This window comes from Mesorhizobium sp. CNPSo 4684, assembly GCF_057784315.1.
Window position 1 is genome coordinate 61,146 of record NZ_JBWLUX010000021.1, and the last position, 24,103, is coordinate 85,248.

23 protein-coding genes are annotated in these 24,103 nt (G+C 58.4%); 9 read left to right on the top strand and 14 right to left on the bottom strand.

Annotated elements, in window-relative coordinates:
• Positions 1-179: 179 nt before the first annotated feature.
• From AC04SG_RS20375 to AC04SG_RS20390, 4 genes are all read right to left on the bottom strand, one after another.
• The gene (locus tag AC04SG_RS20375) at positions 180-1,676 is read right to left on the bottom strand and encodes a pyridoxal-phosphate dependent enzyme (RefSeq protein WP_488552514.1); all 1,497 of its coding nucleotides are present in this window, start codon (positions 1,674-1,676) and stop codon (positions 180-182) included.
• Positions 1,663-2,691, bottom strand: coding sequence for a DMT family transporter (locus tag AC04SG_RS20380; protein WP_488552515.1), 1,029 nt, complete (start codon positions 2,689-2,691; stop codon positions 1,663-1,665). The genes AC04SG_RS20375 and AC04SG_RS20380 overlap by 14 nt, the downstream gene beginning before the upstream one ends.
• A 75-nt stretch (positions 2,692-2,766) precedes the next feature.
• On the bottom strand, positions 2,767-3,057 hold the full coding sequence (locus tag AC04SG_RS20385; RefSeq protein ID WP_488552561.1) for an alpha/beta fold hydrolase: 291 nt from the start codon (positions 3,055-3,057) through the stop codon (positions 2,767-2,769).
• Complete coding sequence (locus tag AC04SG_RS20390) at positions 2,964-3,593, bottom strand: alpha/beta fold hydrolase (RefSeq protein WP_488552516.1); 630 nt, start codon at positions 3,591-3,593, stop codon at positions 2,964-2,966. The genes AC04SG_RS20385 and AC04SG_RS20390 overlap by 94 nt, the downstream gene beginning before the upstream one ends.
• 564 nt (positions 3,594-4,157) lie before the next feature.
• Between AC04SG_RS20390 and AC04SG_RS20395 the strand changes: the two genes are divergently transcribed.
• Together AC04SG_RS20395 and AC04SG_RS20400 are read left to right on the top strand one after the other, a co-directional pair.
• A complete protein-coding gene (locus AC04SG_RS20395) occupies positions 4,158-7,847 on the top strand; it encodes a PAS-domain containing protein (RefSeq protein WP_488552517.1) in 3,690 nt (1,229 codons plus the stop codon).
• Between the two features lie 61 nt (positions 7,848-7,908).
• On the top strand, positions 7,909-8,625 hold the full coding sequence (locus AC04SG_RS20400) for a response regulator (protein WP_488552558.1): 717 nt from the start codon (positions 7,909-7,911) through the stop codon (positions 8,623-8,625).
• 417 nt (positions 8,626-9,042) lie between these two features.
• Here AC04SG_RS20400 and AC04SG_RS20405 read toward each other — a convergent pair whose 3' ends face one another.
• The 3 genes from AC04SG_RS20405 to AC04SG_RS20415 all read right to left on the bottom strand — a co-directional run bounded on the left by AC04SG_RS20405 (position 9,043) and on the right by AC04SG_RS20415 (position 11,929).
• Entirely contained in the window at positions 9,043-9,228 is a 186-nt protein-coding gene (locus AC04SG_RS20405) for a DUF1127 domain-containing protein (protein ID WP_488552518.1), read from the bottom strand.
• A 1,852-nt stretch (positions 9,229-11,080) separates the two neighbouring features.
• On the bottom strand, positions 11,081-11,308 hold the full coding sequence (locus AC04SG_RS20410; RefSeq protein ID WP_352590521.1) for a KTSC domain-containing protein: 228 nt from the start codon (positions 11,306-11,308) through the stop codon (positions 11,081-11,083).
• A 432-nt stretch (positions 11,309-11,740) separates the two neighbouring features.
• A complete protein-coding gene (locus tag AC04SG_RS20415) occupies positions 11,741-11,929 on the bottom strand; it encodes a DUF3606 domain-containing protein (protein ID WP_488552519.1) in 189 nt (62 codons plus the stop codon).
• Positions 11,930-12,170: 241 nt separating this feature from the next.
• Between AC04SG_RS20415 and AC04SG_RS20420 the strand changes: the two genes are divergently transcribed.
• From AC04SG_RS20420 to AC04SG_RS20430, 3 genes are all read left to right on the top strand, one after another.
• Positions 12,171-12,506, top strand: a complete 336-nt coding sequence (locus AC04SG_RS20420) for a hypothetical protein (RefSeq protein ID WP_488552520.1) — start codon at positions 12,171-12,173, stop codon at positions 12,504-12,506.
• A gap of 589 nt (positions 12,507-13,095) precedes the next feature.
• Positions 13,096-13,359: a YMGG-like glycine zipper-containing protein gene (locus AC04SG_RS20425; RefSeq protein ID WP_436258464.1), complete on the top strand. Its 264-nt coding sequence runs from the start codon at positions 13,096-13,098 to the stop codon at positions 13,357-13,359.
• A gap of 827 nt (positions 13,360-14,186) precedes the next feature.
• Positions 14,187-14,873 (top strand): hypothetical protein, encoded by a 687-nt coding sequence (locus AC04SG_RS20430; protein WP_488552521.1) that lies wholly within the window; start codon positions 14,187-14,189, stop codon positions 14,871-14,873.
• A gap of 14 nt (positions 14,874-14,887) precedes the next feature.
• Here the strand turns inward: AC04SG_RS20430 and AC04SG_RS20435 are convergent, their stop codons facing one another.
• On the bottom strand, positions 14,888-15,178 hold the full coding sequence (locus AC04SG_RS20435; protein WP_488552522.1) for a DUF982 domain-containing protein: 291 nt from the start codon (positions 15,176-15,178) through the stop codon (positions 14,888-14,890).
• A gap of 151 nt (positions 15,179-15,329) precedes the next feature.
• Between AC04SG_RS20435 and AC04SG_RS20440 the strand changes: the two genes are divergently transcribed.
• From AC04SG_RS20440 to AC04SG_RS20450, 3 genes are all read left to right on the top strand, one after another.
• On the top strand, positions 15,330-15,488 hold the full coding sequence (locus tag AC04SG_RS20440) for a hypothetical protein (protein ID WP_488552523.1): 159 nt from the start codon (positions 15,330-15,332) through the stop codon (positions 15,486-15,488).
• A 187-nt stretch (positions 15,489-15,675) separates the two neighbouring features.
• Positions 15,676-16,425, top strand: a complete 750-nt coding sequence (locus tag AC04SG_RS20445; protein WP_488552524.1) for a Crp/Fnr family transcriptional regulator — start codon at positions 15,676-15,678, stop codon at positions 16,423-16,425.
• A gap of 21 nt (positions 16,426-16,446) precedes the next feature.
• Positions 16,447-16,719 carry a DUF6894 family protein gene (locus AC04SG_RS20450; RefSeq protein ID WP_488552525.1) on the top strand — a complete coding sequence of 91 codons (273 nt, stop codon included), beginning with the start codon at positions 16,447-16,449 and terminating at the stop codon, positions 16,717-16,719.
• 894 nt (positions 16,720-17,613) lie between these two features.
• Here the strand turns inward: AC04SG_RS20450 and AC04SG_RS20455 are convergent.
• The 4 genes from AC04SG_RS20455 to AC04SG_RS20470 form a co-directional block, all read right to left on the bottom strand.
• Positions 17,614-17,949, bottom strand: a complete 336-nt coding sequence (locus AC04SG_RS20455) for a hypothetical protein (RefSeq protein ID WP_488552526.1) — start codon at positions 17,947-17,949, stop codon at positions 17,614-17,616.
• 69 nt (positions 17,950-18,018) lie between these two features.
• On the bottom strand, positions 18,019-18,858 hold the full coding sequence (locus AC04SG_RS20460; protein WP_488552527.1) for a PRC-barrel domain-containing protein: 840 nt from the start codon (positions 18,856-18,858) through the stop codon (positions 18,019-18,021).
• A gap of 298 nt (positions 18,859-19,156) precedes the next feature.
• On the bottom strand, positions 19,157-19,375 hold the full coding sequence (locus AC04SG_RS20465) for a hypothetical protein (RefSeq protein ID WP_488552528.1): 219 nt from the start codon (positions 19,373-19,375) through the stop codon (positions 19,157-19,159).
• Positions 19,376-20,365: 990 nt separating this feature from the next.
• Positions 20,366-21,655, bottom strand: a complete 1,290-nt coding sequence (locus AC04SG_RS20470) for an NRAMP family divalent metal transporter (RefSeq protein ID WP_488552529.1) — start codon at positions 21,653-21,655, stop codon at positions 20,366-20,368.
• A 737-nt stretch (positions 21,656-22,392) separates the two neighbouring features.
• Between AC04SG_RS20470 and AC04SG_RS20475 the strand changes: the two genes are divergently transcribed.
• A complete protein-coding gene (locus AC04SG_RS20475) occupies positions 22,393-22,620 on the top strand; it encodes a hypothetical protein (RefSeq protein WP_488552530.1) in 228 nt (75 codons plus the stop codon).
• A gap of 480 nt (positions 22,621-23,100) precedes the next feature.
• On the opposite strand, the gene AC04SG_RS20480 is transcribed toward AC04SG_RS20475, so the two are convergent.
• On the bottom strand, positions 23,101-23,400 hold the full coding sequence (locus tag AC04SG_RS20480) for a helix-turn-helix domain-containing protein (protein WP_488552531.1): 300 nt from the start codon (positions 23,398-23,400) through the stop codon (positions 23,101-23,103).
• Between the two features lie 401 nt (positions 23,401-23,801).
• Complete coding sequence (locus tag AC04SG_RS20485) at positions 23,802-24,092, bottom strand: hypothetical protein (protein WP_488552532.1); 291 nt, start codon at positions 24,090-24,092, stop codon at positions 23,802-23,804.
• Between the last annotated feature and the right edge of the window lie 11 nt (positions 24,093-24,103).

Below are 24,103 nucleotides of genomic sequence, written 5' to 3' on the forward strand. Positions count from 1 at the left end.
CCGTGAAACGGTGAAACGCACTAGCAGAAGTCGTCGACGCTCGAATCTCGGCGGGCGCACTTCGCCGGTCGCCGAGATCCAATGGGTATGACGCAGGATCACGCTCGTCGTGGCTGTCGGACAGGTCACACTTGTGCCCTTACGGCTATACTGACAGACGCCGCACCGTTCGAAGAAGTCTAAGCTGCCTGGCGAGTCGCCAGCCACTTGGGCAGATAGCTGCGCCCAACCAGTTCCGTTTTGCCAGCCGGAACAACGCCAGCCGCGCGCAGCAGCGGCTCGAGTTCGCCGCTGTCGTGTTTTGCCAGGACATCGACGGCACCTCCGACATGTACGCCTCCGACGAAGATCTGCGGGATCGTTGGTTGGCCGGTGCGAGCCAGTAGCTCCTTGCGGATTTCGCCACCAAGGCCGCTCTTTTGCATGGCAACTGCATCGAGATCCACCGAGCGGAACGGGACACCCATGTCTTTGAGAAACCGGCGAACTGCCCAGCAGAATTCGCACCACTCAAGTGCGAACATCACCACCGGCTGCTTCGGGTCGGCGATCGTGTCTGCTACGAAGTCGCGAGCCCGGGCAGGCGCCGGTTCGGCAGGCGCAAGCGTTGCCGCTGCCGGCTTTGCCGGCTGAGCGCCGAAACGACCCAGCGGCGTGGAGTTTGAAATCGCCAGTTCCTCGGCGTCCATGTCTTGCCCGATCGCCTCGAATAGCGGGGTCGAGAGATAGCGCTCGCCGGTATCGGGAACCATGAACAGGATCCGGCTACCCTTCTGAGCGATCTTGGTGATCTCGAGCGCCGCAGCCAGGGTCGCACCACCGGAGATGCCGCAAAAGATGCCCTCCTGCCGCGCGAGCTCGCGAGCGAGGCGCAATGATTCCGCGCCACTCACGGGCTGGATAGCATTGATAAATCCACTTTCGATCGCATCGCCGGTCAGGCGGGGAATGAAGTCGGGAGACCAGCCCTGCACCGGATGCGGGCGAAATAGCGGATGGCTTTCGGCAGGCGTCCCGTCATCCAGGTGGCTCTGAGGGACGCCGCTAGCCAGCATCGGTGCATTCTCGGGTTCCGCGACGACGATTCGGGTGGCAGGGCTTTCTGACCGCAGCACACGCGCCACGCCCTTCAACGTGCCGCCGGTGCCAGCGCCGGTCACGAAGTAGTCCGGTCCGCTTCCACCAAAATCACGCAGGATCTCCTGCGCAGTGGTTCGGCTATGGACGTCCGCGTTTGCCTCGTTCTCGAACTGACGGGTCCAGAACCAGCCATGCGCTGCCGCGAGTTCGCGTGCCTTCGCGACCATGCCCGTGCCCTTCTCCGAGGCCGGCGTCAGCACCACACGCGCGCCAAGGAAGCGCATCAGCCTTCGGCGCTCCACGGAGAAGCTTTCGGCCATCACGATCACCAGAGGATAGCCCTTGCGGGCGCAGACCATCGCGAGGCCGATTCCCGTATTGCCGCTTGTCGCCTCAATCACTGTCTGGCCGGGCTTAAGAAGGCCGTCGCGCTCGGCGGCTTCGATCACACCCAGCGCCAACCGGTCTTTGACCGAGCCAAGCGGGTTGAATGCCTCAAGTTTGGCGAATAGTTCGAAGCCTTCCGGCGACAGGCAGCGGAGCCGCACAATCGGGGTGTTGCCGATGGTGTCGAGTATCGAGTCATGGATGGACATCATAGATCCTTTCAAGAGGGAATGTTGAGCAAGTCAGCCTTTGGGGGGGACGACTTCGCGCCGAAGCGACTGCTCCAATTGAAAGCAGCGCCGAACCGATGATTTCGATGGTGCTCGGAGACTCCCCGAGCAGAACGACGGCGATCACCATTGAAAATGCCGGAACGACCGCGGCAAAAACTGAGCCACCCGTCGCGCCGAGGCGCTCGACCGCCCGGCCGAAGCAGTAGAGCGCACCGATCGCCGAAAGCAGTGATTGGTAGAGCACCTGGAACAGCAGGTTGCCAGGAACAGCCGCTAGCAGTCGCTCAGGGCCGCCCGTGAAGCTCCAGACCGGGACATAGAACACAAGCGATGCGACGCAGACCACCGAAGCGGCCATCTGCGGTGGCAAGCCAGCCCGCCGCATCGACACCGTATAGCCCGCCCACAGGAGCGCGCCGGCGACAAAGAACAGGAGGCCCCATCTGTTTCCGCCAGCGTCCCATGCCCCAGCCGCGACGGATGCCGCCCCGACGAGGATGCATCCTATGCCGGTAGCCATTCGCTTATTCGCCCGCTCTCGCAGAATCAGCATGGACAAGATCAAGGTGAATACCGGCAGCAGTCCGACGGTGATCGCACCACCCACTCCGGCCGAACTCAGCATGACGCCGGTGCCGGCGACCAAGGCATAGGGAGCACCAGCGCCGAGCGCCATGAAGAGCAATAACAATGGCGCAACACGAGTGACCGTCTGTCGGGAGCGCCAGGCAAGCGGGAGCAGCACGAGGCCAGCGATGCCGAACCGAACCGCCGCCAGATCAGCTGCAGAAAGTCCGTCGGCCACACCGAAGCGGGTGACGGTCCACCAGCCGCTCCAGATCGCGGCGGCGCCGAGCCCCCACAGGTAGCCACCCAGGTCAGAAGCCGCAGCCTGTCGCGATGAAGCCTGGCCGGCATCTCCGCCAGCAGTCAGAGCTGCGACGTCTACGACAGCAACGGTGGACAGGAGGCTTGGGTCGCGTGAAGACATGACGGCTCGGATCCGGTGCACTCGGTTCGTTGAAATGACTATTGAGGGGATAGCAGCGGTTGGCGGAGCAAGTCCTTACCGCCGGCTGATCTTTGGCTTACCATTCGTGGCTGCACGCCGGTCAGCGTCATCAACACGAGCCGATATGATCTTAGCAACCTGCGCGGGATGAGTGGCAATCATGAAGTGCGCGGCACCCTCGATCTCCCACATGACAGCGCCTGGAATGCGGTGCATCACCGCCTCGTTTGCCCGCTGCACGGCCCGACGGCTCATTGCGCCCACGATGATCTCGGTAGGCACGGCAAGGGCTGACAGAGCAGCGTTGGAAGGCGTGAATGTGTAGGCGCCCGCCCAGTCAAGCATGTTGACCTCAGTCGTTTCAACGGCATGCGACTGAACCCGATGGGGCCATGAATCGAAGGTGCCGGGACCTCCGTAGCGCCGCGCAGTAAGCCGACTGCCGGCGCTTCGAGGATGGTTAGGCTCGCCAGTGCGGCGTGGCCTCGAAGAGCGACCGCGAGAGCCACCAGCCCTCCAAATGAGTGACCAACCAGGTGGACGCGGCCGCCAGCCCGTTTGATAACCTGTTCGACGACATGGCATTCATGATCGATCGACGCGTCGGCTATCGTCCGGCGTTCGTCCGTTTCACCATAGCCGAGCAGGCTGGTCGTCACACAGCGGAAGCCATCGCCCAAATGCGAAACCACTGAACGCCAGGCGGCTCCGGTGCTGCACGAGCCGGGCACGAGCACCACAGTAGCCCCGCTGCCGCACTCCTTATACTCAATCGAGGCTGTTTCGACTTTCAGAAAGCCCCGACCCGCAGCATTTGGATGCATTCCCAAGCCGGAACCGATCGCCGCTAACTGAGGATTCTGGAATGACTGGCCATACATGGTCTGAACCGTTTCGCCGTTGTTGTCGGACGCACGGTAAACACCGGCCCGGTTTCGGCTGAATGTCAGAGAGATGGGCTCAAGTGTTTCTGTTTCGAACGTTTTGTATCGGGTAACTGACACACAAGCGAAGAGCGATAGGCATTGCGGTCCACGAGCTAGACAAGTCTGCGCTGGAGTTCCTCAGCGCCAAGGATGATCTCGCACGTGACTGTTGCGGTCGGTCCTTGCATGGATGGCATAGCCACATGAGCGTCCGCATGGCCGCCTTGGCATCCTCTCGAAGCTATCGGCTGATCTTCGCCGCAACGAGCAAACCGAACAAAACGACGACATCAGGCTGCGGCCACCATCTGTCACTACAGGCGGCATCGACACCCGCAACTGTACTGGGCCATTCGTGTTTCGACCGTTTTTTGTGGAGCGAGTTTCGTTTCACGTCAGCGCGGGCGAAGACTCGCACGCGCCGAAACATTTGAAACAAATCACGCAGCGCCTGAATGTGTGCTGAAACAAAGAGGGTCTAATATCCTCCCTCGGGATCACGCCACCAAAGGATCGACCATGCGGCCTGACAATCAAATTACCTCCACACATACAGGCTATGCCCTCTTTGACGCCAACAATATCCTCGTTGGTAGCAATCCGGAGATATTTGGAGGCCAGCGGCTCGACCTGGACCAGAGGCAGCCCATAGACGCCATTGCCGCAGTCGCCGAAGCTCTCCTCCATCTGAAAAGTTTCGACGGCCGCGCCATTGAGCCGGGCAACGAGTTCGCTGAAAGCGCCGCGACGCGATGGATGCAAATCGACGAGGGTCCAGTTGAAGCTGAGACATTGGATGGGCGGTGGAAGTTGCTCACGGCACATCTTCGGCTGGAGGGCGGCACGGCGCTGGTAAGCGTCGACATTACCGAGATGAAACGAGCGCAGATTGCGCACCAGGAAGGCGCGGAGATATTCCGCTGCATCACCGACAGTCATCCGTTGCCCGTTTGGGTGGTAGACGCGGCAAGCGGGGAGATCCTGTACGAAAGCCTCGATGCGTCGAACCTGCTTGGGCGAAAATGGACTCCGCATGATCCGCAATTCCTGACGGATCATTTTGTGAATACTGGCGAATTCGATGAAATCAGTTCTCTCGCCAGCAACAACGAGATCGTGCGCGATCGCGAAATCCAGCTTAGAAACACAAGCGGATCGGCCCTTTGGTGCTCTACCAACTGCCGTCGCGGCATCTATGGCGGGCGCCACTCACTCATCATCGGGGTATTGGACATCACGGCACGGAAGCAGCGCGAAGACCTGTTCGGCTTCCTGATCAAGCATCATCCATTGCCGGTCTGGATGAACGACGCAAGTTCGGGGGAACTCATCTACCAGAGCAAGGCTGCCGAACGGCTACTTGGATGGAGCAAAAAGGCGCAACGCGAGACGGTGCGGCTCGACGACTACTTTGTCGATCCCGAGAAATACCGGGAAATCAATCGGGAGCTCATGCAAAAGGGTGTCGTCGAAAATTGCGAGGTGCTTCTTAAAAGACCCGACGGCCAAGAGTTCTGGGCCACCGGCAATCTCAGGATCGTCGAGTTCCAGGACCGGCGAGTGGTTCTCGCCGGCATCGCCGATGTGACCAAGCAGAAGAAGCGTGACGGCGAAGTCGCTGCTGCGCGGGAGATGCTCGCAGACGCCGTTGAGTCACTCTCCGAGGGATTTGCTCTGTACGACGAAGATCACCGCCTGGTCATGTGCAACAGCCTTTACCGCGAGTTGAACCAGCCGGTGCGGGATGTCGTTGAACCGGGCGTGGAATGGAACGAACTGCTTCGCGAATCCGCCAGGCGCGGCGTATACCGCGATGCGGTTGGGCGCGAGGACAAGTGGCTCGACGAGCAGATTCAAAGTCGGATCGAGTTCCACTCCCCTTTCGAGGTCCACCTCTCCGACGGCAAATGGCACTCGGTATCGATACATCCCACCGATCTTGGCGGCTTCGTCGTAACGCGCGCCGACATCACCGAGCGCAAGAAGGCCGAGGCAGCCGAGCGCGACGCCACGGCAGTGCTGCAAAAGGTGCTCGATGCCTGCCCTTCGCCGATACGCATGACCACGTTCGACGGAGAAACGCTCTACCGCAATCCTGCCACCAGAGATCTTTACGGCGATCGCCCTCAAATAACCGACTACTATGTCGATCCACACTGTAGCGCAATATTGGAGCGCACCCTGATCGAAAAGGGCAGGATCGATGATTTTCGGGTCCAGCAATACGACAGGGAGAACAAGATATTCTGGGCTTCGATTTCCGCTCGCCTGATCGATTTCCAGGAAAGGCAGGTGATAGTGTCGAACACGACGAATATCACCGACATGATCACCGCCCAGGAAGAAACGCGCAAGGCAAACGAGCGGCTCATCGACGCCATCGAATCTCTGGCCGAAGGGTTTGCCCTCTACGACAAGAACGATTGCCTGGTGCTGGCCAACAGCAGGTACCGCCAGATGCACGCGATAAGCGCGGATGTGCTCGTTCCCGGGGTGAACTGGTTCGAGTTCCTCCGCGTGACCGCGGAGCGCAACCAGTTTCCGGTTCCACGGGACAAGATCGACGACTGGCTTGCCGAGAGGGCAAGGGACCGCCGGGAGTTCCGGCAACAGGAATTCCGTCATACGGACGGGGCCTGGTTTTTCGTCTCGAACTGTCCGACCCGCGAAGGCGGCTTCGTGGTCACCCGTGTCGACATTACAGAGCGCAAGCGCGCCGAGGAGGCCGCCAAGGAAGCGGATGAACTGGTCCGTAGAGTCCTCGAAGCCTGCCCCGTCAATATCCAGATGACCCGCGCGCACGACGGGAAGCTGCTCTATCGCAGCCCCGCCACCGTTGAGCTGCTCGGCGACGTCACCAGCGCTGTTGACTACTACGTCGATCCTTCAGAGCGGATGCGATACGTTGAGCGGTTGCTCGCGACCGGGTTGGTCGACGATTTCGAAACCGAGCTCAAACGCAAGGACGGTGGAACCTGCTGGTGCTCGATCTCGTCTCGACTGATCGATTACCGTGGTGAAAGGGTGATTGTCTCCCACACCTACGATCTCACCGACCGATTCGAGATGCAACAAGAATTGGAGCGACAGCGCGAAACGCTGCACCAGAACGAAAAAATGGCGGCGCTCGGTGGATTGCTGGCGGGGGTTGCACATGAGCTGAATAATCCGCTCTCGGTGGTGCTCGGCCTGTCGTCGCTGCTGAGGGAGACGGCTACCGACGCCAAGGTCGTGGAACGCGCCGACAAGATGAGCAAGGCAGCCGAACGCTGCGCCAGGATCGTCAAGACTTTCCTGGCTATGGCCAGACAGCAGCCGACGCGAACCTCAAACGTTGCGATCGATGACGTTATTTCGGAAGCGGTGGAAGTGGCGAGCTATTCGATACGATCGTCCGACATCCGGCTTTCAGTTCATCTTGAACCTGGTCTTCCCTCGATCTGGGCAGATGCCGATCAGCTTAGCCAGGTGCTGATCAATTTGCTCGTCAATGCAGAACAGGCGCTGCACGGCTGGGAAGGGCGTCGGGCAATCACGGTCTCAACACGGCTTCATCCCAAGACCGGCAACATAGTCGTCTGCATTGCCGACACGGGTCCGGGAATTCCCAAGGAGATACTTCCCCGCATTTTCGAGCCGTTCTTCACGACGAAGGAGATTGGGGCAGGGACTGGGATCGGGCTCTCCTTTTGTGATCGGATCGTTCAATCCCATGGAGGAACCATCGAGGTTGAATCCCCTGAAGGGGGTGGCTCGACCTTCATACTTTCGCTGCCTGCTTCGGACCATGTCGACGGACGAGCCGAAACTTCCGACGACGAGCTCCCAACTTCAGCCGGCATTGCTTGTCTGGTGGTGGAGGACGAAGAGGAAGTGGGGCAGCTGGTTGCTGAGGTGCTCAGACGAGATGGTTTCAAGGTCACGATGGCCAGATCCGGCGAAGAAGCGCTGCTGCACCTCCAGAACCGGACTTTCGCGGTGATCCTGAGCGATCTGAAAATGCCGAACATGGATGGGCGGGGATTGTTCAACCAGATTGCCAAGCTCCATCCGGCCGCGCTCGACAGGTTGGCGTTCCTGACGGGCGACACGATCAGTCCGGGCGCGCAGATGTTCCTGCGCGCCGCGAAACGGCCCTATCTTGAGAAACCGATCAAGCCGAACGAACTTCGCTCGTTTGTCTCGAAACTGGTGAACAACAATACTTGACAGATCCGTTGATTTGCACGTCACTCCAGGGGCAACTTTTTCCGATCCGCTAGTTGCCCGGGTGGTCAATTTGACGACGCTCGCACATGTAGTTGTCTGCGATGACGAACCGGATATCCGCGACACGGTGGCGGAATATCTGGAGCATCATGGCTATGCGGTGACGCCGGCCAACGCGGGGCCTGCCCTGCGCGAACTGGTTGATAGCCAACACGTCGATGTGGTCATACTGGATATCCGAATGCCAGGCGAGGATGGCCTCTCGCTGGCGCGATATCTACGAGAGCACTCAGACGTTGCCATTATCATGCTGACCGGATCGGCGGAAATCGTCGACCGCGTTGTTGGATTGGAGATTGGCGCCGATGACTATGTCGCGAAGCCGGTCGACCTGCGGGAGCTGCTGGCGCGGGTGAAAGCCGTGCTGCGCAGAACGTCGGCGAGCGAAAGGGCTGCGCAGGGAGCGAGCCCTCCGGGCCACCAGGTCCAGTTCGGCAAGTGCCGCTTCGACCCGGGCGCACACAAATTGTACAACGCCGAGGGGTTCGAGATAGCGATCACCCCGATGGAGTTCCGACTTTTGAAAGTATTCAGCGAACATCGCGGACGAGTACTCCACCGCGATCAACTGCTCGAATTCGCCCATGACCGCGGATGGGACCCTTTCGATCGAAGCATCGACATTCGCGTTTCGCGTCTGCGGAAGAAAATTGAGGTTGATCCCTCCAAGCCGGAGGTGATCAGGACGATCCGCGGCATTGGTTACCTCTACTCTTGAGCGCGCCGCCGCCTGGCTGGACCAGCGCCTCAGTCCTTGCGGCGTATGGCGACTTTGTGGTTCCAGGGAATAACCCCGCTCAAACTCTGAATTCAGCTGCGTTGCGCTGAGCTCCCACTATCATGTTTCGGCGCTGAAGGTCGGCGTCTTGGCCAAGCCTGCTTGCTCGACACCGGGGATCTGAGATTGGTCCCGCAGCCGCTACAATTCATGCGTTAGCAAGCCGGCGGTGGTGAGAGGATAGGAATTGGCTACCGAGGTTTTCGAACAGCTCGACGCTTGTCGTATCGTCTCCAACCGCTGCCGCCGTTCTGGCTAGGCGGTGGGGAAGACCCGAGCCTTGGGCATTGGCGGCGGGAGCCGCCAGAAGGACGGCCCCGCTCGCACAGGCCAGTAGCTGGAGGGTGAATGAAAGCTTCATGGTTTCAGCCCGCCTTGTCTCCTGGGCTGCGGTTCCAAGCCGCGGACCACCGAGCCAATCTCTGAGCGGCTGATCCCGATGTCCCTCAGGAGGGCATCGTCCATTGCCGAAAGCGCCCGTTCCGCCATACGGTGAACCCGGTAATTCCGAAAAGCGTCGTAAGCTGCTCGCATTCTCGACATTGCAACACTCCATGATTGTCGCCGCGGGATGCAGCGGTGCCACAGGATTTAAACCATCCCTGTTTCAGGCGTTTTTCCACGCCGAACGCGATGTGTTTCGTTTGTTTCAGCGCCGAGAAGCGCTTCCCGTGCGGTAGAGTCCGCGACGGGCATCAAGCCCCTAAGCCTGGAACGAACCAAAAAAGAAGAAATGAGCGGGGTTGAATGGGCGAGTGGAAACCAACCCCACCGCCAGTCGTTGAGCTATGTCGGATAATCCCCAGTGCACCCCAGAAGACTTGCCCGCCCGTTTCCGCATCCGGGCGGGCCCTTTTAAGCACAACCTTTTTTAGCGTTGACTTTAATGTTTCATTTACCGTGAGCGCGCATCCTTTTATGGTGCGGCGATGTTTCAGTACCGCACGGCTCAGGCAACAACTCGTCCTCTCTGGACCCCCGGGAGCGATGAGAGCGAGGTTGCAACCGACATCTTCAACGTTCGTTGACTCGCGCCGGTTGATTCCGGCTACTCCAGACCAAACTGCCCGCTGGCTCGGCCGGCGGGCTTTTTGTTTTAGGCTCACCAGGCTTCGAGGTTTCCAACTCCTTGACAAAGTTGGGCGCTCTACGTCATTCGTGAGGATGAGGGGAAAAAGAAGAAAGCATATGAAAAGCCGGTGCTGAACAAAAAGGACCGGCTCTCCGCAGTGACAGCATCACCACCAGCCTCACAGATCCCCCCGCCGCCGACGCAAGCTTGAGGTGTTTGGAGGCGGGCAGCCTCCATCGGTGAGAAATGCCAAGTCCGCCAGCTCGTGCCGGCGGGCTTTTTTGTTGATGGCCGGAACTGACTCCCGATGAGACAGTTTGGCTGACCCGGCGCGTTCTTTCATCGGGTCCTTGCTGGCGACCAAAGATCCCAAGAAAGCTGCTTGGACGGCCATGAGGGCGGATGACCGGACCGCAATCGTGAAGGAGGGTGCCGACGAAGCCGGCGCGAAGTCGCACGCAGATTTCTGCAAAATGGCTATGCAGTTTGGCAAATAGGCCGACCTCAAAAGACAAGCCCGCTGGCTCGCGCCTGCGGGCTTTTTTCCTTAAGCCGGGAACCAAGGGCAAGCGGCAATGTTCGCATGAGGCAGTGGAAAGAAATGGCTTTCTCCTCCGCTGCAGATCCGTGGACGATCGGGAGCCCGCTGCCGTCTAACCCCTCAAGGTCCGGCAGCGGGCTTTTTCGCGAGAAGCAGGAACTTCGCATGCCGCGGCATGTTGATCTGCGGGGGTAAATTCCGGCGATTTGCGCTCTCCGAACGATGGGCAACGATTCGTTAAGGACGTACAGTGAGTCCTGCTTGAAGCCACCTCTAAGCGCATTAAATCCCCGAAGATCATCGGCTACGTGGACATCGGTGGTTGGAGTTCGTTGCGCTTTCGCCCCGGGATTAGAGGTTGGCATCATGACCCAGCCAAGGATATCGGCTTCCGACTGCAATGTATTGCGCGGCGCCTTCGTAAAATGCGTCATCGAAAAGAACATCCCACAGGACCGATGGCGTGATGAGGCTGCGCTGTTGATCCGAGACTATACCGATAGCGATGACGTAGATTCCAACTTGCTGGAATGGATCATACGGACTGGCACTATCTAGCTGCTGCGGCTGCCATTGAAAGGATCTTGGCCGGCTTTTTGACCCAGCTGGCCGAGGGCCCTAACCCTTGGCCGGGCCCGCATCGCCCCCAGCGGTGCAGTCCCCACTCACCCTCCAAGTTACAATGGTCTTCGCCTTGGTCTGCGGGGCCTTTTGCAGGGATGCGAGCCGTTTTCATGCCCGCGGCGCGAGCCAGCAGGTCGGCCTTTCTCTTGCCATTTATGTCAATCGCCCGATGAGCTTCCTGCCTTCCCCTCCGCGAGCCGGAATGCGTAGTTGTTACGTATGTGGTTGTTGAAATAGCGGCCCTTAGCAAACGCAGATTGAAACGCGGCAAAGGCCTCGACCGGTACGTCCAAGAACTCGTAGTGCTTCCCACTGGCTAGAAACCAGACCGAGAGAACCCTGGTGTTTGGGTCATAGTCGAACTTGCTGATCGAGGTCGACGGCATGGTTGAGGGTCTTCGGCAAACCGCCCCGCTCCTAGTTGTTCAATTCAAGCGGCTCGTGATCCGGCTGCTCGTGCCACATTATCTGCCGGAACTCGCGCCGGTGGACCTGCTGGCCGCAGATCGGGCATGTGTGAAAATGGTCGTGGCCTGCCTTCGGCTCGTGGGGCTTGCCGGGCTTGGGTGGTCCCAGGTCCGCAATTCTTGTCATTTGACAAAGTCCCCAGGCACGCCATCCTCAAGACTGAATTCGTGCGTGCTTCTCGCATCCTCATCGACCACACGAAACCAGTGATCCTGAAGAACTCGAGGCGACACCCGCTGACCAGTGACTTTCTCTACCGCTGATATCGGATCATCGGCGTCTGTGGCTTGAGACGAGACAAGCTCGCCTCCATGCCACTCTTCCACTTGGTATTCTGGCATGCTGCCTACCTATCGCTTCCCCATTGCCTTCGCTTCCCGCTCCAGCGTCGCCCGATTGTTCCCGTGCTTGGCGATCAGGTCCTTCACCTGCTGGGGCGTGATCCCGGCCTCTTCGGCGAAATACTGAACCTCATAATCGTCATCGGCTGAAACACGGTCCCGATCGCTAGAATCCCGCTTGCTTTTGTCGTCGGCCATATCGATTCCTCCTGCGATCTCCGCAACGTCCGGTTGACGTGTTTGTTGCACCAAAAAGCCGATTTCCGGTTTTGGAACTATTTTAGCTTTTTCTATTTAATGGCGGCGGGTGGGAGTGTGCTTGCATGGGAAGCGATGGTGAACGGCTGGGGTTCATCAAGCCGCAGGAACCCTCGAGGTTGCCCCGATCAGCGACGCCTGGCTGCACGAGATTAAATATAACGGCTTTCGCACCCAGCGGGTGCTGGATTGGGCCGGCGGCCGTGCCTTCACCAAGGCCGGCCACGACTGGTCGAGGCGCTACTGGCCGATTGTCGCCGCGCTGGAGAAGCAGCCGGCCAAGGCGCTCATCCTTGACGGCGAGATGATCGCGCCCGGGACGGACGGTCGGCTTAACTTCCATGAGATCACTCGCGCATCGCCTGGAACGCCGAACTGCTCGCGTTCGTCGCGTTCGACATCCTGCACAGGAACGGCCAGATCTGCGCACGCTGCCGGCGATCGATCGCAAGGCGATGGGAACTGGTCGGGCCGGCCGACGGTATCATCCAGTACAGCCAGCCAATCAGGCTATTAAGGCGGCGGGAAAGAGGGCATCAGCTGAAGAGATCAGCCAAGAAGTCAGCAGCGTGTTCGACGTTGGTCGTCGATGCGATGCAGAACCGCTCCAGATGATTTCGAAAGAACTCGCGGCCGACGTCGAGAGTGTACCCAAATTCGGATATGAGCAATCGCCAACGGTCTGAAAGTTGCTGCCGGAATGCTCACCTAGACGCGGATCCAAGGCTTCTCGCATCAACGATCCTTCACATTCGCAGGGAGCCACGATTTTGTCACGCCGGCAAGCGCGCTCGCTCTCTCCATGATGCGCATCGGCAGTAGTCTTTGGGCAGCATTCAGCCTTTCGTCTTACGCTAATAAGACCGTAGCCCCATAAGGGAACTTAACGGAATTGGACGCGTTTGCTGAGGGCTGGAACACCAACAAACTCCCGCAGAAAACGCTGTTCTTGAGGTTAAAATTCGCCATTCTCCAGGAGATGGATCATAAACAGCATCATATGGCTGGTCGGAGCGGTTGTAATCGTGATCGCTATACTTAGTTTTTTTCGGCCTGCGATGAAAGATCTATTTACAGAACGCTGGCCGAAATCGAAGGAGAGCACAATGAAAAATGCTGTAATCATGTTGATGATGCTAGTTCCGCTGGCAGCCTGCTCTCGCACCGAACAAGGCGCGGCAGTTGGTGGCCTGGGCGGTGCTGCTGTTGGTGCCGCGGTCGCTGGCGATCCGGTCAAGGGCGCCGTGGTGGGCGGAGCAGCGGGGGCCTTAGCCGGTGCCGTAATTGGTCATGCTAGCGAAGCTGGCCAATGCAGGTATCGCGATCGTAACGGCCGGGTCTACATTGCCCAATGCCCAGAGGGATATTGATCGCAAAGCGCCTGATCCGAAACGCTGGCCGATCGGGGTCCGGCCGACAAGCTAGGCACTGAACGATCGTGAGACCAGAATGTCGAACGACTGTCGGAGGATTTCCCGCGCGGGTGTGTCGGAGGCGGTGTCTTCGATCGCCCTTGATACCGGTTGCTGAAAGCCGACACGACATCAAGGGCATGGGGCACGAGGTCCTCGTAGCGATGCAAGGTCGCCCGATAGAGAAGCGCAATTCGTCGCCCTCCGAATACTTGGGGCGACGAGCGCGGTTCCAAGAGAGCCTACGCTGTCCACGACCTTGACATCCAAGCGAGCCGAGATGCGATGCAACATTATTGACGGCCTGGAACATCTCAACGCATTCGGAATCTAGTGCTGCACTGATCCCCCAGTGTCCACCCAGACCCTTGCCCGCCGGGCCCAAACCGGCGGGCTTTTTTGTCTTGTCCGCAATGTGAGCTTTTACTCTAGAACGAGACCTTCAAACCTTCGTCAGCGTGAAATTGAATCCCACCCTCCTGGCGGGCTTTTTTGTTTGCTGAAGGGAACTGCAAAGAACCGGCGAAGTTAGATGAGCGCAACGGTGCGACGTCATACTCCTTCCGTTGCCGGCCGGTCCGCAAGACGGTCGGGCCCGCGCCTCCCTTTCGATAAGCGGCGCGGGCCTCGCTCACGAAAAATTGCTCCCTGCCTGAGACTTTTGCCGCCGACGAAATCTGAATGCTGCACTGTTCCTAGTGGGTTCCCGTTAATGAGAACTGCCCGCATCCTTAGACAGCCCGTGCCTTTCCATGAATAAGCCAGGGTCGTAAGGTTACGGTCCTATGTGCGATCCGCTGCTGGTTTTCGGCTTAGGTTTGGCCATTTCACTGATCCAATTCCAGCGGCTCGTGATCCGGCTGCTCGTGCCACATCACCTGACGCTTGTCGCGCCGGTCGACCTCTTGGCCGCAAACAGAGCAACCGTAGAAACGATCGTCACCGTTCGACTTTGGCCCATGGCGATCAGTGGGCCCAACGGCAATGATTTTCGAGATCTTCTCCTGGTAATTTATCGCAAGTTCCAGCAACTGTTCACCGTTCTCATCGCGCAAGATGAGCTTCAGCTCGTGAGATCCGCCAGCCGGCAAAATCTCCTTCATCAATTCCGCAAGGTCGACGACAGCTTCATCTTTTGCCGTTTCGAAATCCGGCACATCGGTACCCTCATCGTCAGCGATCAGGTTTCCATCTTCCCAGAAATCGAAAAAATAACGCGGCATGGGCGACGAACTTGGACGCGGACCAAAGGTTCCCGGCATTGGTCCGGGCTAATCTTTCCGGCGCCGGAATTCGATGACCTTTCCTTCGGGGTCGGGCTCAAGCGGCTCGTGCCCAGGGCCTTCATGATAGAACACCTGGCGAGCATCGCGCTGGTCGACCAACTGGCCACAGTGTGGGCAGTTGTAGAAATGGCCGCGCTCGTCGGCCGGCGTCGCGCCGTGCCGCTTGCCAGGGCTTGGCGGGCCTAGATCTGACAGCTTCGTCATGTCTGTAAGTCTCCGCTCACGTCATCCAGCATTTTGAGTGCAGCACTCTTGGCTGCGGGCCGCGATAGACGCTGGTCGATAGCGGCGGCCTTGAACGCCGCAAAAGCGATAGCTGGGTTGCAACTGCCGTCTTTGGCTGCGGCGATTAGCCGGCACGCGTCCTTGTAAGGTGCCGCCGCCTTGTTTCGCCATTGACCTTGAAGCGCAACCTCGGCCTCGCAGATCGACGACACACTCATGGTTTTGCCGTCCACCAGCTTGATGGACAGCGGTAGAAAGTTGCCCACGGCCCGACCTCCCGATCGTTGTGAGCCCCACAACGTCGCAAGGTAATTTTGGTTTCCAGATTGGGAACCATTTTAGCTAAAACTAATTGAATGGGTATGGGTGCATGCGCCTCAAGTTTATTCGGCCGATGGAGGCGGAGCTATGCGACGGATGGATCCACGAGAGGCCGCGGCAATCGAGGCCGAAAGCTTCATCCTCGAAGGCGAGGCCATAATGATCAATGAGGCCGGCCTTTCCGACTTCCACGCACCACAAGCTGTCATCGGCCTGCGCCGCCACCGCCGAAGAGGGACAAGGCCGAATGGCTGAAGCCGGGCCTTGCTGGTCGGGTAAAGACACTGAAGGGCGAAGAGGAACTTCGCCATGCGAAGCTGCTGGATTTTTGGGAAGGTCCGTAGCATCCCAATTGTGCGGTTTCGTACCGAAGGCAGACAGACTCTGCCAACTGCCGCTATTCCTGAACATCGTCACGCGTGTCTCGTTGGGAGGGAGCGCTATGCATCTACATCTTGAAACCCAAAAAAACGCACTTCTGCGGCGTTTAGATCCCGCTGACCTGGATCGTCTCAAGCCGCACCTCCGCCAGACCTTCCTAGACCTACACACCCCGCTCGAAAGGGCCGGACATACGATCGAGTTTGTGTATTTCCCTCGCAGCGGTCTTGCCTCGGTCGTGGCAAAGAAAGAGTGGGGAGCCAATGCAGAAGTCGGTGTCATCGGTTTTGAGGGCATGACCGGCTCGGCTCTCGTCATGGGCGATGACCGTGCCCCGCATGATTGCTTCATACAGATCCAAAGCGAGGCGCTGGTGATCGACGCCTCGCAGTTCAATTCGGCCTTAGCTACGAGCGACACCCTGCGGCCGTTTCTGATGCGCTATGTCCACGCCTTTCATATTCAAGCCACTTACACCGCTCTGATCAACGCGCGATGCAAAATCGAGGAACGCTTAGCACGATGGCTGCTAATGTGTGACGACCGCGTTGTCGGCAATCGCCTTGTCATCACCCATCAGTACCTGGCCGTGATGCTTGGTGTGAGGCGCCCTGCCGTCACGGTAGCACTGCAAGTGATTGAGGGGCGCGGGCTGATACAGTCCCGGCGTGGTGAAGTGATCATTCGCGACCGGGAGGGTCTGATTCACCTCGCAAACGGTGGCTATGGGGAACCGGAAGCCGAATACAGAAGGCTCGTTGGCGAAATCGAGTTTCAGCCGCAGATTGTCGCTCAAGGGGAACCAAAATAATAGGTGCGAGTTTTTGGGCGAATGACCCTATATTATTTCGACGTCGATGAGAACGGCACGGTCTACCCAGATGATCAGGGTACCGACTGTGAGACCTTCGACCGAGTAAAAGAAGAGGCCATCCGCGCTCTCGTTGAAATGATCAAGGACAGCCTGCCGGATGGCGATCGTCATAGGTTGATGATCAAGGTACGTGATGACGGCGGCACACTTGTCTTACAGGTCTCGTTAAACTTTGAGGTCGAAGCAGAGCACCGTTCCCGCACCAGCAGCTCTCCGGATTCACACGTCTGATATCGTCCACGCACCGGCGCGGCTGAAGGCGGGGTTTTGCGGCCATCCGAACTTGATCTTCTGGGGCGCGCCTTCGAGCAACTCAAGCTCGAGGGTCAATCTCAGGAAGCCCGCAACGCCATCGTGTCTCGGATCATCGCAAATTACATGGCGGGCGTGACAGACGAGGCCGAACTCATCTCCTTCACCAGGGAGCCATTGGGTCGATAGTGCCGGAACCTAAACCCGCCGCGCTTAACCAAACAGCGCGCGGAAACCGCGCCGGCGGCGAGGTCGGGTGACTATGATAGCCCTAGTTATGTCTCTGACGCTTGCCCCCCTTGCCCCGCACTGACGGGATGGCAAGCACAAGGTTGCCGTCGGCCGTCTTGAGTGCTTGGTCGAATCTGACGACCCAAGATCCGGGACAATTCCAGCGCCTTTTGTCGGGCATGAGGCTGACGATCAGATCGGTGAGAATCCAACCGCTCGGATATTCCTTCCGAGATACCTCAACCACAACGCTCTTTCCTTCGCTGCGGCAAAGGCCTAGCGCAGGAAGGTGAGGATCGTCATAAGCTGGTGGTCAAAGTACGTGATGACGGGGGCGACCTTGTCTCCCGGGCCTCGTTAAACTTTGAGGTCGAAGCAGAACACTGTTCCCATGCGGCAGCTCGCGGATTCACACGTCTAATATCATCGCAACGCGCCGCAGAAAATTTGACGGCGTCGCCTGCATCCCGAGGTCTCAGGTGGCGATCCGGTTCAACGAACTTCCGATCAGCCGATGGAGCAACGGATAATCCTTTAGATCCTTATACGGCGTGAGATCTAGATCTGCCGGCACGCTGCGAAGTCGCTCCTCATCAATTGCCTTTTCATGCCTCTTTATAACGCTTTGATAGTGCCGCCAGGTCACTCCAGCACTTCTGACGGCGTCCCTTTCGACGCGCATGGCGATTTGATGCGCGTGCAGGTAATGAAGCCCGAGCTCGTCCAGCAGAGCTTTCTCAACAATTTCGTGGCAGACGAGAAACGGCTCGAGGCGTACGTTCTTGCCTCGCCATCTGATTGTGTACGGCAGATGCCGATCGATGTAATCGTCGCGGCATCCTTGCTGTATCCAGCAATGTAGGGGATATCGAACTCGTGGCTGACCTTTGCGCGTCGATGAAGGGCAGCAACGACGTCGGACAGAACGAGGTCACTTATATCTTCAGAGTTGTGATGGATTTCGTCGGCTAATTTCAAACTCGCTCCTGCCTTGGTAGCCAAAGCGCCCCCGCTCACGGAATGGGACGAGGGCGCATTTCGCGATTGTCATTTGTTGATGATGACGCGCTGTTTGTCGCGATTTTGAGCGTAGGTGGCCTTGTCGTAGGCAGGCTGGGCCGTCAACTGCTCCTTGGTGAAGTTCGTATAGAGGTAGCGGTTACCGTTCTTGTCGGTCATGAACTTGAGGTTCTCCATACCGATGGCCACCTTTTTTTCGCCAATGCCTAGAAAGCCACCTACATCGACGATGATGGTGTCGACCTTCTTGTCGCCGGTCAGAATGACGTCGGCGATATCGCCTACCTTCGCATCATCTGCACCATACACATTGGTTCCAATTAGATTTGCCGCGCTGATTTTGTCTGACGGCATCTCGGTCAACGAGGACTTGTCAATTGAAGCGGTTGCGGTTTTATCCGTCTTCGCAGGAGCGGTTTGGCCGTCGGGCGTGGGCTGGACCGTGGTGGAGGCGGACGCCGCGTCGTAAGCCTCGGTGTCGAAACTGGGCTGGGCTTGAAGTTCTTCCTTGGTCGTCTTTGCCACCAGCCAGCGGTCGCCTTTTTTGTTGATCCATTCGAGCTTGCTGAAATCGTAGGCAACATTCTTTTCGCCCACGCCGAGGAAACCGCCTACGCCAATGACGACGAGTCTGGCCTTGCCGTCCTTGTCCAGGATGATGTCCTTAACGTCGCCGATCTTCGTCGCGTCATCAGCGGTGCTGTCATAAACCCCGGCTCCCATGATCTTCGAGACAAGTTTGCCGTCCGAAACGGGAGCAACAATCGCGTTCTGGATAGCGGGAGTATTTGCATGGACGCCGGGCGCGTAGAACAGGATCGACATAAGAGCGGCTGTCGCCGATGTAGCCAGTATCTTCTGGATCATTGTGGAACTCCTTCTGTTGCCTAGTTGATTGACCGTCGGTGTCTGCCAACGTCATCTCGATCAACGGAAGCAACCGCCTTACGTTCCGAGGGTGTGCATAATCTCAAGCGGCGCAGACTCACGGCGTTGAGATCCAGTTCCCAAGCCTCAGCAAGGGAGCGAGCCCCAAGTCTCTGAGTACTGGAAACACCGCTCCTGCCCCAGAGATCAGAACCGATGCCGGGCAGAGAGCGAAGGCACAGGGCCTGCCGGTGGCACGCGCCACGTGCGGCGGCAGACGACGGGCGAATGGCCCACTTCACCTGTCAGTGCTCACATTCCAAGCGTCACGCGACTTTCGGCAAGGCCGAAGAATCGCAGCGAACAACTCGGCCGCTGCCAACGCCTTGTCGGCCGCGTCATCGACCTTGTCGAAGCGCTTCAACACTCGGTCGTGCAGCATCGATAAACGGGCGGCGTGGTAAAGAGCGCTGCGCTTCTCGGCGCCCATTTCCAACGGTGCAAACATCATGGTCATGGTGCTGTCTCCTCAGCATTCCACGTCGTCAATCGCTGTTTTGCATCGGTAACGCTTTGGCGACGCTGGAGCGCTCGCCGAGCAATTCGTTGGCGCGGACAAGGGACGGCTCGGCTCTCTGCACGCGCTGGCGGGCCTTGACCAATTTCAAAGCTGAAGATTTCAGCCATCGCTTGGCATCCTTGGTAGCTGTCCCTTCCATTAGGGAACACTGCTTCACCCATTTGGTTCCGATTGCGGCGAGGGCCGCATGACCTCCGCGCCCGACTGAGGCCTATGTCGCCCCAGCCTCGATACGATACGGAGCCGACGCCACCCGTCCGACACTCCCGAGCCGGACCTCGACGGCAGCGACAAAGATCTCGAAACGATGAGGGGAGGATCGTCAGCGCCAGCCGAGACGTCGAGCGCGCTATGCGGCTCAAGCCGATCCAGTGATACGCCGCCGGCTTCAGCCCTTGCAACGACGACTGCTGTAGGAAGCGACGACCGGGTTTTTCGTTTGCGCGGGGAATTTGCGCCAAACCACGAGGTTGAGTGATTGCAGCGTTTGGGTTCCCGCTGCCGACCGGCCCGCGAGCTGATCGGGCCTGCGCCTATCTGGGTGGCGCGGGCCTCCTTCGCGCGAAGAGAAACTTCGCTAGGCGAAGCTGTTGGATTTTTGGGAAAACAACTGAAGGCTCTCGCCCGCCCTTTGATGCATCGGCGAGCGCGCCATGGGCGATCTAGCTGAATACGGCAATATCTGTCAGCGAAGAAAAGCCCGCCGACGGAGTCAGCGAGCTTTTTTTGCGGAAAGGCTCATTTCCCCATCATCATTGCCATTTTGCAAAAGTTTTCATGCGCCTAAGACTAAGGAAAGGGCTGGCCGATAAGTGTCGGCTCACTGCAATTTAGGGCATCCAGGCGGTCTAGGAGCACGGCGAAAGGGTTAAGCCTTATCTACAAGCGGCGTTTCAGCAGGGTACGACACCTTCATTGCTCTTGCAGTTAGGCGAACACCTGGAAGATCATGACTGCTGCTGCCGCCGCCATTATGACTGTCGCCATCCAACCGATTAGACGCATCAGCGGCGGCACGGTTATTTTGCCCATCACGTCGCTTCGTCCTGTCATGAGCATCATCACCGCCATAACCGGTACTGCGACTACGCCGTTTACCACCGCGCTCCAGTAAAGTGCCTTGATAGGATTGATCGGTGTAAAGTTGAGAGATGCGCCGATCAGCGTGGCGATCGCAATTGTTGCGTAGAACGCCTTAGCGGCCAGCGGCGCACGCTCGAGCCCCACTGGCCACTTCCGTGCCTCACCCAGGGCATAGCCTGCCGAACCTGCCAAGACCGGAATGGCAAGCAACCCTGTGCCGATAACACCGAGGGCGAAAATTGCGAAAGCAAATTCACCGGCGACCGGACGAAGCGCATCGGCCGCCTGGCTAGTGGATTGAATATCAGTGACACCCTTGGCATGAAGCGTGGCGCCGGCAGTAATCATGATCGCGAGGGCAACCAGATTGGAAAATCCCATTCCGATATAGGTATCGAGACGAATGCGCTCTATTGCATTCTCCGCCTGCTCTGGCGCTCTCTTGAGCGGCTTGCGCCTGGGCTTGGCTTTCTGGTCCTCCACCTCTTGGGACGCCTGCCAGAAGAACAAGTATGGACTGATCGTAGTTCCGAAGATCGCGACCACCGACGTCCAGAATGACGCGCCCGAAAACAGCTGGGGGATAAATAGGCCTTTCGCGACTTGGCCCCAAGGGACATGGACGACCATGACCGTACCGAAATAGGCAAATAGCGACAGCGTCAGCCATTTAAGGACCGCGACGTAGCGCTTGTATTTCATAAAAACCTGGAGCCCGATGGATATAGCCGCGAACAAGACGACGTAAAGCAGCGTCGGACCGCCAATGATAAGCTTCAGCGAATCGCCCATCGCGCCGAGATCAGCGCCGATGTTGATGGTGTTAGCGATCAAGAGTAGCGCTACGACCGACTGGAGCAGCCAGTTCGGGTAATACTGTCGCATATTGCCGGCGATGCCTCGTCCCGTCGTGCGGCCTATGCGGGCACTGATTTCCTGCACGACAGACATTAGGGGATAACTGAATAGCATCGTCCAGGAAAGGCCGAAGCCGAATTGGGCCCCGGCCTGGGAGTAGGTGGCAATGCCACTGGGATCGTCATCGGATGCGCCTGTAATGAGACCAGGCCCGAGCACCTGAATTAGCCTTGGCTTTGATGGCCCGACAACGGGATTCGCTGTTTTCGCGCTCAACTGATGGCCCCGAAACCGCCCTGAAATCAGATCGTTAACGCGGCGGCTGGACAAAAGCTCCAGAGCTAAAGCTTTTTATAGTAGCACTCGCTAAAAAATGAGCGGGCGAACGAAGGCACCTCATAGGCATGCGGTCCAGTCCTTTCGCTGTTCATCGGTGTAAAGCACACAATCATAGGAATTTCTCTCCGTCGCCGCGATGTGCCAGCCCAGTGCGACGGCCGCCAGGCCCGGGCAAAGCCGAACCCCCCCCACTTCCCGCACCTGGGCTGGGGTCGGGCAGCTCTTCGGAAAGAAAATCGGGATCAGGTTCACGCAGGTCCGGCGTCGCGGTGAGTGCGTCTCGCGGTGGGCCGTCAGACGGCTCTGGGCGACATTGCTATTCTCCGGGCCAGTCAGTCGGCCGAGCGCGGTGTCTTGCCGCTTGCCGGTCGTGCATCGCTGCGCCTGTTTGAGGAACGGATCGGCGGAAGTGCTTGTCCTTCCGGTCGAGGGTTCCAGCCGTCCTGGGTGCAACGGGAGCTTGCCCGGCATTCCTTGTCGGTCGAATTTTTGCGCTTGATCTCGGCGCTGGGGTTTTCGGGCTCCTTGATGATTGCCTTGCTAAAATTCTTGACGCTCCCATTTTCGCCATCTCCCTTTGCTGGCCAGCGACCTCCCAGAAGGAATGTTCCATCAGCAGCGGAACCCCTTGGCGTCTGATAGGGTTATCGATCAATAAGCAAGAAGGGATCGAAATGCCCGACGACAACAACCATCGCGAAACCGGAGCGACCAAATATCCGGCCAGGACCGGTCCGGATCCTTCCGACGCGTTCTCCCAGAACGCGGCTGGCAACCAGAAGCCGAAGGGTGGGACGGGACTGACGCGTCCTGTGAACGACGTCGATGACAAGACCCACCAGTCGGAGGGTCAGAACCCACCTCGCTCCACGACGAGACAGGAAAACAAGACGCGGCCATGAGTGTCGTCGATCGTAGCCTGGACGCTTGAAGATGGCAGCGATTACCAATGCTTGTGAACCAGCCAAGGGCCTGATCTCACGCTGTTTTCGATGATGCCGGTTTCCCCATCCGAAATTCCGGGCGCTGGTTGAGTAGTGAGCTGAACCCCAAGGACGCCATCGGCAGTCTCGCCATCACCCATCGAGGCGACGCCTGCCACCTCCAACGCCCGATTTGCGAAGAGCTTGTCGAGAGTGGGGAGACCCTCCCCGTTTCGAAATCTGGGACCGTTCCTTCGCTGACATTCGACTTCGCACCCAGGCGGATTCGTGGCCAGTCTGGCAGTCCCCTTGCTGGACGGCATTGCTCCCGCGCCAGTCTGATCACAGATAATACCTCGCTCGCTTCAGCCCGCGCCGGTATGCGTTTTGGCGTGACGCGATTCTTGGCTGTCGAAGCCCTTTCTGCCGAGGCTCTTCTTCAGCAACGCAGCCGCTGCCTTATGCTTTTCTCTGCCGTCGGCGCCACATTCTATTGTCAGTGGCGAGACCGCTGTCACTCTCAGGGTGGGCTAGCGATGGAGTGCCTTCGACAGTGAAGACAATTCCAGCGTCCTCAAACGCCTGGCGCATGGCAGCTATGTTATGGGGACGCGGCTTCCTAACGCCATTCTCAAAATCGCTGATCGTCATTTCGCTAAGATTGGCCTTTGCGCCAAGTCGCACGCGCGACCAGTTCAGCAGGGATCGTGCTGCTCGTAATTGATCCGCTGAGAGTAGGTTTCGCCTGTCCATAAGCATTCAAACATTCAAGATGGCTAATATGTTCCTTGACCTTCGACGATCTGAGGCGTCCGCGCTGAGCAGGCACTGACAGTCGATCAAACCAAGCTCTCGGAGCAGCGTGCTACGAAGCAGGTCCAGGCCGGAACATTAGCGCCCTCTAAGGGTTAATTCGGCTGTGATCTGAATAATTATTGGCTGTGGGCCCATGGTGCTGGCGTTCGATTTCGTCTATTTTTCTGGCCTAACCGCAGACGACGTTCTAGGCAGCGTCGTTTCGCTTCTGGCATGTTTGCTGCTCTTCAAAGCTTTGGCTACGGACCACCCCAACCGATAGATCGGTTTCATGTTCTCTCGCCATCGACAGAAGGGCGCCTCGATCGCGTGAGATCCACTTGCAAAGCTAGTATGCGCCGCGGTCAGTCAGATCGCATCACGCCCGACTCCTCGATAGGCGCATCGCTAATCCCATCTGCAGCGGCGTCCGGATTGACGGGCAAGACATCGGAAAAATTGACCGTGGCAACCAGATATCCGGCTTCATCATAGACCCTGGTAATTGATCCCGATTGCTCGGTGCCAGGGTCCTCCACGATTGCTGCGCGTGCCTTTTCGATAGCTCTCGGACTGGCCATGTCCGCGCTGGCGAGTTCTTCCTCGAAAGCTGTGGTCTGGCCAGACGCGGTCGTCTCAAAACGAAATTTTGGCATAGGAACCTCCT